General features: G+C 73.5%; 8 protein-coding genes. 6 read left to right on the top strand and 2 right to left on the bottom strand.

All coding sequences use genetic code 11. The annotated features are described in order from the left end of the window. Nucleotides 1–106: 106 nt before the first annotated feature. From WBQ80_RS00535 to holA, 6 genes are all read left to right on the top strand, one after another. Nucleotides 107–1645: a M20/M25/M40 family metallo-hydrolase gene (locus tag WBQ80_RS00535; RefSeq protein WP_336573285.1), complete on the top strand. Its 1539-nt coding sequence runs from the start codon at nt 107–109 to the stop codon at nt 1643–1645. A 675-nt stretch (nt 1646–2320) separates the two neighbouring features. Beyond that, nucleotides 2321–3139 (top strand): anthranilate synthase component I family protein, encoded by an 819-nt coding sequence (locus WBQ80_RS00540; protein WP_336573284.1) that lies wholly within the window; start codon nt 2321–2323, stop codon nt 3137–3139. 87 nt (nt 3140–3226) lie between these two features. After that, complete coding sequence (leuS, locus tag WBQ80_RS00545) at nt 3227–5803, top strand: leucine--tRNA ligase (protein ID WP_336573283.1); 2577 nt, start codon at nt 3227–3229, stop codon at nt 5801–5803. A gap of 98 nt (nt 5804–5901) precedes the next feature. Then, nucleotides 5902–6621, top strand: coding sequence for a ComEA family DNA-binding protein (locus tag WBQ80_RS00550; RefSeq protein WP_336573282.1), 720 nt, complete (start codon nt 5902–5904; stop codon nt 6619–6621). Continuing rightward, on the top strand, nt 6622–8979 hold the full coding sequence (locus WBQ80_RS00555) for a ComEC/Rec2 family competence protein (protein ID WP_336573281.1): 2358 nt from the start codon (nt 6622–6624) through the stop codon (nt 8977–8979). 29 nt (nt 8980–9008) lie between these two features. Continuing rightward, complete coding sequence (holA, locus tag WBQ80_RS00560; RefSeq protein ID WP_336573280.1) at nt 9009–10025, top strand: DNA polymerase III subunit delta; 1017 nt, start codon at nt 9009–9011, stop codon at nt 10023–10025. A gap of 93 nt (nt 10026–10118) precedes the next feature. Here holA and rpsT read toward each other — a convergent pair whose 3' ends face one another. Next, nucleotides 10119–10379, bottom strand: coding sequence for a 30S ribosomal protein S20 (rpsT, locus tag WBQ80_RS00565; RefSeq protein ID WP_067945396.1), 261 nt, complete (start codon nt 10377–10379; stop codon nt 10119–10121). Between the two features lie 149 nt (nt 10380–10528). Next, nucleotides 10529–11281 carry an alpha/beta fold hydrolase gene (locus WBQ80_RS00570; protein WP_337282437.1) on the bottom strand — a complete coding sequence of 251 codons (753 nt, stop codon included), beginning with the start codon at nt 11279–11281 and terminating at the stop codon, nt 10529–10531. Nucleotide 11282: the final 1 nt, after the last annotated feature.

The following is an 11282-nucleotide window of genomic DNA, read 5'->3' on the forward strand; positions in this document are numbered from 1 at the left end:
GCGAAGGGGATCTTCCGCTTCGCGCGTCGGTTCGCTAGCGTCTCGCCCAACGCGGCCCGCGTCCCGCCCGCCCGCGTGATCACACCATCTCCACGAAGGAGCATCTGTGAACCATCGAACCAGGACCGGAATCAGGGTCGGCGCGGTCGCCGCGACGGCGGCGGTGGCGGCATCGCTCGCCATCGCGGGGAGCGCCCAGGCAGCGGTCGTCACCGACACCTCCGCGCTCCGCGACGCCGTCACCACCGACGGCGTGTACGGCCACATGCAGCAGTTCCAGGCGATCGCCGATGCGAACGGCGGCAACCGCGCCGCCGGCACCTCCGGCCACGTCGAGTCGCTCGAGTACGTCGAGGAGCAGTTGCAGGCGGCCGGCTACGAGACGTGGCGGCAGCCGTTCACCTACGAGCGCACCGACTTCACCGGAACCTCGATGTCGCAGACGGCCCCGAACCCCGCCGCCTACGTGCTCGGCGTCGACTACTTCCCGATGGACTACTCGGGCGGCGGCAGCGTGACGGCGCCCGTGACCGCGGTCGACGTCAACCTGGCCGGCGACCGGGCCTCGACGAGCGGCTGCGAGTCGAGCGACTTCACCGGGTTCCCCGCAGGGAACATCGCCCTGATCCAGCGCGGTTCGTGCGACTTCGCGGTCAAGGCCGCCAACGCCCTCGCGGCCCAGGCCTCGGCGGTCATCATCTTCAACCAGGGCAACGTCGTCCCGGGCGACGACCGCCTCGGGCTCTTCGGCGGCACGCTCGGTTCGATCATCAGCGAAGAGCTGCCCGTCGTCAGCGCCCCGTTCGCGCTGGGGGAGCAGTGGGTGAACACGCCCGGGCTCGTGATCAGCCTCAACGTGCAGATCACCGTCGAGGAGGTGGCGACCGAGAACCTCCTCGCCGACACCGCCGAGGGGCGCACGGATCGGACGGTCGTCGTGGGCGGTCACCTCGACTCCGTCGCGGAGGGCCCCGGCATCAACGACAACGGCTCGGGCATCGCGGCGATCCTCGAGACCGCCATCCAGATGCAGGAACTCGACATCGAGCCCGAGAACCGCGTGCGCTTCGCATTCTGGAGCGGTGAGGAGGACGGCCTGATCGGGTCGAGCTACTACGTGTCGCAGCTGACTCCGCGTGAGATCAAGGGACACGCGCTGAACCTCAACTTCGACATGATCGGTTCGCCCAACCCGGTGAACTTCGTCTACGACGGCGACGGCGACGCGCTGGGGCTCTCCGGACCGAACGGGTCCGGAGTGATCGAGGACGTCTTCCTCGACTTCTTCGAGGCGGAGGGCGAGCCCACGGAGCCCACGGACTTCGACGGACGCAGCGACTACTTCGGGTTCATCGAGGCGGGCATCCCCGCGGGCGGCCTCTTCACCGGGGCCGAGGGCATCAAGACGGCCGAGCAGGCCGCGCGGTTCGGCGGCACGGCCGGGATCGCGTACGACCCCTGCTACCACGCCGCGTGCGACACCATCGCGAACCTGGACCTCGACACGCTCGGGCTCATGTCGGACGCCGTGGCGCACTCCACGCTCACCTTCGCCGAGACCACCTCCGCAGTGAACGGCACGGGCAAGGGCAAGGCCGTCGGCCAGGTCGACTGGGAGTACCAGGGCAACCGCGCACTGCGCTGAGGCTCCGACGACGGTGGGCGGGTGCGCGAGCACCCGCCCATCGGCGCGTGCGGCGGCCGGCGGATGACGCGAACGTCCGGCAGTACGCTCGGAGGGTGCCACGACGCATCCGGAGCCTCACGCTGCCCGAATGGTGCGACCCCGAAGCCGCCTTCCTCGCGCTGGCCGCCGACGCCGAGCGGGCGGCCTGGCTGGACGGGGGCGACGACGCCCGCGACGGCCGCAGCGTGATCGCCGTCGCCGCCGCGGGGGCGCCCGTCGTGCTCGCCGGCGGCGCCGACCGGCCCGATGACGTGTACGCGGCGCTCGCGGCCGGGATCGGCGACGTCGAGCCGGGCGCCGACGCGGACGCCTCGGGCCGCGCGGCGGTGGGATGGCACGGCTGGTTCGCCTACGAGTTCGGGGCGCGCACGCTCGGCCTGCCCGCCGCGCCGACGGACGTGCCGGCCGCGGCGTTCTTCCTCGCCGATCGGGTGGTCGTGTTCGAGCATGCCGACCGGCGCGTGCGGCTCGAGTGGATCGAGGGTGACGACGCGGCATCCGCGCGCCGTTGGGTCGACGCGACACGAGCGACGCTCGCGGGACTCGCGCCGGGGCGCCGGCTCCCCGGCACCGTCCCGACGCCGGCGTCCGTTTCCAACCAGCTGGCGGCACGACGCCGCCGCGTACCGCCGCATGATCGAGGAGTGCCGCGCGGCGATCGTGCGCGGCGACGCCTACCAGCTCTGCCTCACCAATCGCGTCGACCTCGACGTCCGGCCCGATCCCGTCGAGACCTACCTGCGTCTGCGTCGGGGGAGCCCCAGCCACCACGGCGGCTTCCTGCGGTTCGGCGACGTCGCGCTGCTCAGCGCCTCGCCCGAGCAGTTCCTCCTCGTCGAGCGGGACGGCACGGTCGCGACCAGGCCGATGAAGGGCACGCGGCCGCGGTCGGCCGACCCGGCGACGGATCGCGCGCTCCGCGCCGAGCTCGGCGCCAGCGAGAAGGAGCGCGCCGAGAACCTGATGATCGTCGACCTCATGCGCAACGACCTCGGCCGCATCGCCGAGCTCGGCACGGTGGCCGTCCCGAGCCTGCTCGAGGTCGAGGAGTACCCGCACGTGCACCAGCTCGTCTCGACCGTGACGGCACGGCTGCGGCATCCGCTCACCGCGCTCGACGCGGTCCGCTCGGCGTTCCCCGCCGGATCGATGACCGGCGCGCCCAAGGAGAGCGCCATGCGGATCCTGCACGGGCTCGAAGCCGGCCCGCGGGGCGTCTACTCGGGGGCGTTCGGATGCCTCGGGGTCGACGGGACGGCCGACCTGGCCATGGTCATCCGCTCGATCGTGCTCACCCCGCGAGGGGCCTCGATCGGCACCGGCGGGGGCATCACCGCGCTCTCGGACGCCGAGGAGGAGGTCGAGGAGACGCGCGTCAAGGCGCGCGCCCTCATCGCCGTGCTGGGCGGTGAGGCGCCCGCAGGCTCGCAGGCGTCGTCGCCCGCCCATTGAGTAGGCTTGTCCCTCGGGCGCCGCGCTCGCGCGCCCGCCGCGGGCCGAGCGCCCGCACCCTCCCCGCGCAGCACGATTGAGAGTCACGTGGCACACGAGCAGGACACCCCCGAGACCGCCGACGCCGGCACCTACGACTTCGCCGCGATCCAGGCGAAGTGGAGCCCGGTGTGGGAGGAGCTCCAGCCGTTCCGCGCCGCGCAGCCGGGCGACTCCCGCCCGCGCAAGTACATCCTCGACATGTTCCCGTACCCGTCGGGGGACCTGCACATGGGCCACGCCGAGGCGTTCGGCTTCGGCGACGCCGCAGCCCGCTACTGGCGCCACCAGGGCTTCGACGTGCTCCACCCCATCGGGTGGGACTCGTTCGGCCTGCCCGCCGAGAACGCCGCGATCAAGCGCGGCGCCGACCCGAAGGCGTGGACCTACGCGAACATCGAGCAGCAGAAGCGCTCGTTCAAGCAGTACGCGCCCTCGTTCGACTGGTCGCGCGAGCTGCACACGAGCGATCCCGAGTACTACAAGTGGAACCAGTGGCTGTTCCTCAAGCTGTACGAGAAGGGCATCGCCTACCGCAAGGCCGGCCAGGTCAACTGGTGCCCGAACGACCAGACCGTGCTCGCCAACGAGCAGGTCGTCGACGGGCACTGCGAGCGATGCGGCAGCGTCGTCACGAAGAAGGCGCTGACGCAGTGGTACTTCCGCGTCACCGACTACGCCGACCGCCTGCTCGACGACCTGAACCAGCTCGAGGGCAAGTGGCCCGCCAAGGTCATCACGATGCAGCGCAACTGGATCGGCCGATCCTCGGGCGCCGACGTCGACTTCGTCATCGAGGGCCGCGACGAGCCCGTCACGGTCTTCACGACGCGACCCGACACGCTCTACGGCGCGACGTTCATGGTGGTCGCCCCCGACTCCGCGCTCGCCGCCGAACTCGTCGCCGGGGCCTCCGACGACGTGCGTGCACGCTTCGACCAGTACCTCGAGTCGGTCCGCGCCGAGAGCGACATCGAGCGGCTGGCCACCGACCGGCAGAAGACGGGCGTCTTCCTCGACCGCTACGCGACCAACCCGCTCACGGGCGAGCGGCTGCCCATCTGGGCCGCCGACTACGTGCTCGCCGACTACGGCCACGGCGCCATCATGGCCGTTCCCGCGCACGACCAGCGCGACCTCGACTTCGCGCGTGCCTTCGAGCTGCCGGTGCGCGTGGTCGTCGACACCAATGCGCCGGTGACCGGTGTCATCCCCATCATCCCGGTCGACGACCAGGGCGTGCCGCTGCCGCTGGAGGACCTGCCCGAGCTCGACCCGGCCGCGACGGGCGTCGCGCTGACCGGCGAGGGGCGCCTCATGAACTCGGGGCCCCTGAACGGGCTGAGCAAGTCCAACGCGATCCGGCGCGCCATCGAGATCCTGGAGGAGCGCGGCCTCGGGCGCGCCGCGAAGAACTACCGCCTGCGCGACTGGCTGATCTCCCGGCAGCGGTACTGGGGCACGCCGATCCCCATCATCCACTGCGAGCAGTGCGGCGAGGTGCCGGTGCCCGAGTCCGAGCTGCCGGTGCGTCTTCCGGATGCCGCGGGCCTGGACCTGCGGCCGAAGGGCTCGAGCCCGCTCGGCGCGGCCGAGGAGTGGGCGAGCGTCTCGTGCCCGAACTGCGGGGGCGACGCCCGGCGCGACTCCGACACGATGGACACCTTCGTCGACAGCTCGTGGTACTTCCTCCGCTACCTGAACCCGGACGACGACGAGCGCGCGTTCGACCCGGCCGAGGCCGAGAAGTGGATGCCGGTCGACCAGTACGTCGGCGGCGTCGAGCACGCGATCCTGCACCTGCTCTACGCGCGGTTCTTCACCAAGGTGCTGTTCGACCTCGGCCACCTCGGCTTCACCGAGCCGTTCACCTCGCTGCTCAATCAGGGCATGGTGATCATGGACGGCCACAAGATGTCGAAGTCGAAGGGCAACCTCGTCGAGTTCGCATCCGAGCTGTCGGCACACGGTGCCGACGCGCTTCGCGTGACCATGGCGTTCGCGGGCCCGCCCGAGGACGACATCGACTGGGCCGACGTGTCGCCGGTCGGCGCCGCGAAGTTCCTCGCACGCGCGTGGCGCATCTCGGGCGAGGTCGCCTCGAGCCCCGACGTGGAGTGGAAGACGGGCGACCCGGCGCTGCGCCGCATCACGCACCGCCTGCTCGCCGACGCTCCGGGCCTGGCCGAGTCGTTCAAGTTCAACGTCATCGTCGCACGGCTCATGGAGCTCGTGAATGCGACGCGCAAGGCGATCGACTCGGGTGCCGGCCCCGCGGATGCCGCGGTGCGCGAGGCCGCCGAGGTCACGGCGATGATCCTCGACCTGTTCGCCCCGTACACCGCCGAGGACATGTGGCAGCGCCTGGGCTACGAGCCGACCGTGGCGAACGTCGTGTGGCGCAAGGCCGACCCGGCGCTCCTCGTCGAGGAGTCGGTGACCGCCATCGTGCAGGTCGACGGCAAGGTGCGCGACCGCATCGAGGTCTCGCCGAAGATCGGCGCCGACGAGCTCGAGTCGCTCGCGCGCGCGTCCGACGCGGTGACCCGCTCGGTCGCGGGGCGCGAGATCGCGAACGTGATCGTGCGCGCGCCGAAGCTCGTCAACATCGCCACGCGCCGCTGACGGCCGACCCGTCCTCCACATGCGAGGTCGGGCCGCCGGTCGTGGGCGGGCGGGCGGCGGCGAGCGGAATGCGGGGACCGCGCGGGTAACGTCCCGGCATGCCCGTGCGTGAGCCCAGCGAATCCACGTCGACCGAACGATCCGCGCCCGCCGACCCGCTGGCGGCGCTCGACGGTGCTCGCGTCGGTCCCCGCCGCCGAATCGCGGTCGGCGCCGCGGTCGTGGTGTTCGTCGCGGCGGTCGCCACCTCGGCGGTCGCGGCGTTCGCCTCGGGCGGGGGCGGCCCGCAGGGCGAGGTCGTCGCACCCGGTGTGCAGGTCGAAGGCGTCGGGTCGACGGATGCCGCGGCGGACGGCGGCCCGAGCGGCGCGGCGCCGAGCGCGACCCTGCTCGTCCACGTCCTGGGCGCGGTCGCCCGGCCCGGCATCGTCGAGCTCGCTCCCGGCGCGCGCGTCGTCGACGCCGTGGGCGCAGCGGGCGGGCTCACCGCCGAGGCGGACGCCGGGGGAGTGAACCTCGCCAGGGCGCTGGTCGACGGCGAGCAGCTCGTGGTCCCGGTCGTGGGAGCGACGCCGGCCGGCGCGGCGGAGGGCGTCCCGCCGACCGGCGGAGGCGTCGGCGGCGACGGGCGCGTGAGCCTCAACCGGGCCGACGTCGCCGAGCTCGACACGCTGCCGCGCATCGGCCCCGCGCTCGCGCAGCGCATCGTCGACTGGCGCGAGGCGAACGGTCCCTTCACGGACGTCGCGCAGCTGCTCGACGTCGCCGGGATCGGCGATGCGGTGTACTCGGGCGTCGTCGACCTCGTGACCCTCTGAGTGCGCCGCCACGACCTCCGCCTGCTGCCCGCGGCGATCGCCGCGTGGGCCGCGGCGTGGCTCGCCACCGGCGCTCCCGACGCTGGCGTGCCGGCGTGGTGCGTCCCGGCCGCGTGCTGGCTGCTCGCGGGCGCAGCGCTGGCGGCCGCCGTCGCGACGGCGGGGCGGTTGCCGTCCGGCGGGTCGCGCTCACGGCGCGCGCTGCGCGGATGGCCTGCCGCGGTCGCCCTCGCGGCGGCGTGCGCAGGTCTCGCTGCCGCGACGGCGGCGGCAGGACTCGCCGCACGCGACGCCGGCGGCCTCCGGACGGCGGCGGAGGCGCGCTCGTGGGTCGAGGTCGAGATCCGCCTCGCGGCCGCGGCGCGCCCGACCGTCCCGGCGGCGTGGGAGGCGGGCTCGACCGGATGGCGCGCGCCCGCGACGGTGATCGCGGTGGACGGAGGTCCGCATCATCCGGTCCGCGTCGAGGCGGTGGTCTCGGGTTCTCCGTCGAAGCCCGGCTTCGGCACGATCCACGTGGTGCGGGCGCGCGTGTCGGCACTGCCGGCCTCGGACCGCGAGGCGTTCCGGCTGCGGGGCGAGCTGACCCGCACGGGGCCGGCGCCGGCCCTCGTCGGCTGGACGCATCCGCTCCGGGAGGGACTCGCCGATGCCGCCGGCCGCCTCGGCGGCGACGGCGGCGCGCTCGTCCCGGGACTCGCGATCGGCGACACCTCGGCGGTGGGCGACGAGCTGGCGGCGGCGATGACGGCGGCCTCGCTGACCCACCTCACCGCGGTGTCCGGGGCGAACTGCGCCATCGTGACCGCCGCCACGTTCTGGGCGGCAGGACGGGCGGGCGCCCCTCGCGCGGCGAGGATCGCGGTCGCGCTCACGGCACTCGCGGGGTTCGTGTTCCTCGTCACGCCCGAGTCGAGCGTCGTCAGGGCCGCCGTCATGGCCGTCGTCGTGCTCGTCGCGCTGGGCGTGGGCCGCGCGGGCGGCGGCGCCCCGGCCCTCGCGGTCGCGGCGGTGGTGCTGCTCGCAGCGGACCCGTGGTTCTCGCGGGACTACGGCTTCGCGCTGTCGATCTGCGCCACCGGTGGTCTCATCCTGCTCTCCGGACCGCTCGGTGCGCAGCTCTCGCGCTGGATGCCGCGCCCGGTCGCGACGGTCGTCGCGATCCCGCTCGCCGCGCAGCTGGCCTGCCAGCCGGTGCTGATCCTGCTCGAGCCGGCGCTCCCGGTCTACGGCGTGCCGGCGAACCTGCTCGCGGCGCCCGCCGCCCCGCTCGCGACGGTCGCCGGGCTCGTCGGGTGCCTCCTCCTGCCCCTGCTGCCGTCGGTGGGATTCGCCGCGCTGCAGGTCGCCTGGCTTCCCGCCTCGTGGATCGCGATGCTCGCGCACGGGGTGAGTGCGCTTCCCCTCCGATCCCTCCCTTGGCTGCCCGACGGGCCCGGCGCACTGTGGTGCGCATCGGCCGTGTCGGCCGGCATCGTGCTGGCGCGTCGCGGTATCGGCGGGCGGGCGCGCGCGGCCGCCGCCGCGGTCCTGCTGGTGTCGCTCGCACTGCCGCTCGGAGCCGCCGCCGGTCGTCCGATGGTCGCGCGGGCAGCGCTGCCGGCGGACTGGGAGGTCGTGCAGTGCGATGTCGGCCAGGGCGATGCCGTGCTCGTCCGCGACGACGGCGCCACGATGCTCATCGACACGGGCGTCGAGCCCGAGCCGCTCGCGCGCTGCCTCGACCTCGTCGGGGTCGAGCACGTCGACATGGCGGTGATCACCCACTGGGATGCCGACCACTCCGGCGGGGTGGCGGCGCTCGCCGGACGGGTCGACCTCGTGCTGCACGGGCCCCTCGACGGGGCGCGGTCCGCGCGGGCACTCGATCCGCTCGTTCGCGGCGGCGCCGAACTCGTCGAGGTCGGAGTCGGCGCGTCGGGCACGCTCGGCCGGTCCGAGTGGCGCGTGCTCTGGCCGCCGCCGCGGACCGAGCCGGGCAACGACGCGAGCGTCGTCATCGACCTGCGGACCGAGGGCTATCGCGCGGTCTTCCTCGGCGACCTCGGCGAGGAGGCGCAGGAACGACTGCGGCGCGATGCCGCGATCGGTCGCGCCGACCTCGTGAAGGTCGCGCACCACGGCAGCGCCGACCAGAGCGACGACCTGTACCGGGAACTCGGCGCACCCGTCGGACTCATCGGCGTCGGCGCGGAGAACGGCTACGGCCATCCCACGGAGTCGCTGCTCGACCTGCTCGCCGACACCGGGACGACCGTGGTCCGCAGCGACCGGTCCGGGACCGCGGCACTCGTGGCGGTCGAGGGCGGGTTCCGACTCTGGACCGAGCGTTCGGCCGACGTCGGCGGCGGTCCGTAGACTGGTGCGGCACATCGGAGGGAGCGCACGTGGCGGCACGCGGAGGCACGGTCCGGTCGAAGACGACGATCCCGCAACTGGCGTGGACCGCCGTCCGATCGGCGCCGGTGGTGCTCGTGACGGGCGGTGAGGACGTGCTCGCCGAGCGCGCCATCACGATGCTGCGCGATACGCTGCGCGACGAGGATCCGGCGCTCGAGGTGAGCGACCTCGAGGCCGACGGCTACCGCCGCGGCGAGCTCGTGACGCTCGCCAGCCCGTCGCTGTTCGGCGAACCGCGACTCATCCGCGTCGCGGGCGTCGAACGCTCGACCGACGACTTCCTGGTCGACGCGCTCGAGTACCTCGAGGCGCCCGCCGAGGGCACCGTCCTCGTGCTCCGTCATCGCAGCGGCACGCGAGGCAAGAAGCTGCTCGATGCGATCCGGGCCGGCACCGGGTCCGGCATCGAGGTCGTGTGCGCCGAGCTCAAGCGCGACTCCGACAAGCAGGACTTCGCCGCGGCCGAGTTCCGGCTCGCAGGCCGGCGCATCGCCCCCGCCGCGCTCCGAGCCCTGGTCGCCGCGTTCAGCGACGACCTCGGCGAGCTCGCCGCGGCATGCCGCCAGCTCATCGCCGACGTCCAGGGCGACGTCGACGAGGCGACCGTCGCCAAGTACTACGGCGGCCGCGTCGAGACCACCGCCTTCACGGTGGCCGACTCGGCGATCGCCGGGCGACACGGCGACGCGCTCATCGCACTCCGCCATGCGCTCGACTCGGGCGCCGATCCCGTGCCGATCGTCGCGGCGTTCGCCATGAAGATCCGCACGATGGCGAAGGTCGCGGGCGCCCGCGGCGCTGCGGCGTCGTCGCTCGGCCTCGCGCCGTGGCAGGTCGATCGTGCGCGCCGCGACCTTCAGGGATGGGACGACGAGGGCCTCGGCCGGGCCGTCGAGGCCCTCGCCGCGGCCGACGCGGCCGTCAAGGGCGCCGAGCGCGACCCCGTGTTCGCGCTCGAGCGGCTCGTCGGCGTGATCAGCGCACGCGGCCGCGCGGCAGCCTGACCGCTCCCGTCGCCGGAGCCGCCCAGGGCCCGCAACGCCGAAGGGCCCCGCACCGTCTCCGGTGGGGGCCCTTCAGTCGAGGACTGCGGTCGCTCAGAGCGCGGCGACCTGCTTCGCGATGGCCGACTTGCGGTTCGCGGCCTGGTTCTTGTGGATGACGCCCTTGCTCACGGCCTTGTCGAGCTTGCGGGTCGCGACGCGGAGGGCCGCGGTGGCCTTCTCCTTGTCACCCTCGGCGATGGCCTTGCGGGTCGCGGTGATGACGGTCTTGAGCTCGCTCTTCACGGCCTTGTTGCGCTCCTGCGCCTTCAGGTTGGTGCGGATGCGCTTGATCTGCGACTTGATGTTTGCCACGTGGTTCGTCTTTCGTGTGTTCTGCGGGTACCGGAGTTGCCGCAATCGGTAGAGGGGCCGTCGCGGCGCATCGTGCGGGGTGGGACCCACACGCAAGCCAACAGGCAACGATACCAGTTCGCCCGTCACCACGCCAAAGCGCGCGTGCCTCAGCGCGTCGCGCGCTCGGCCTCCCTGCGGGCCGCCCGCAGCTCGAGCTCGGCGACCACGCCGAGCACGACGGCGCTGAACTCCGCCGGCCGCACGAGGCTCACGAGGTGCGTGGCGCCCTCGACGTGCACGAGGTGTCCGTCGCGGGCCGCGCGCAGCAGCCGGCGCTCCTCGAAGCGGAAGTGGTCGTACTTCCCGTTGACGAACCAGATGGGCGCCTCCACCGCGGCGATCGACGCCTCGAGGTCGAGTTCGGCGACCGCGCCGATGGCCGGCCGCATGACGTCGAGCGCGACGCCGCCGGCGACGACGTCCTCCACCGCGGCCGACGGGAGGAAGAGCCTGGCCGTCGCGTCGTTCAGCCAGCGGCCCCGGTCGGGGAGCCGCCCGATCGCCGCGGCGAGCGCCAGGTATCCCCGGAGGCCGGCCCCGCGCGGGCGTGTGCCGCACGACGCCGCGACGAGTCCGTCGATGCGGTGCGGATGCCGCGCCGCGTACTCGATCGCCAGGTACCCGCCGAGGCTCAGCCCCACGAGCAGGCGCGGCACGCGCGGGTCGGCGTCGGCGAGCGCCTCGTCGATGGCCCGCATCGCATCGTCGAGCGTGAAGGCCTCGCCGAGGCGGGCACCGTGCCCGGGCAGGTCGACGGGCACGACCTCGATGTCGTGGCGCGTGAGGCGCGCGACCTGCCCGCGCCACATCGTCGCCGACGTGCGGATGCCGTGGACGAGGACGACGCGAGCGCGCGGCATC

Source organism: Agromyces sp. CCNWLW213 (assembly GCF_037199545.1).
Lineage (GTDB): Bacteria > Actinomycetota > Actinomycetes > Actinomycetales > Microbacteriaceae > Agromyces.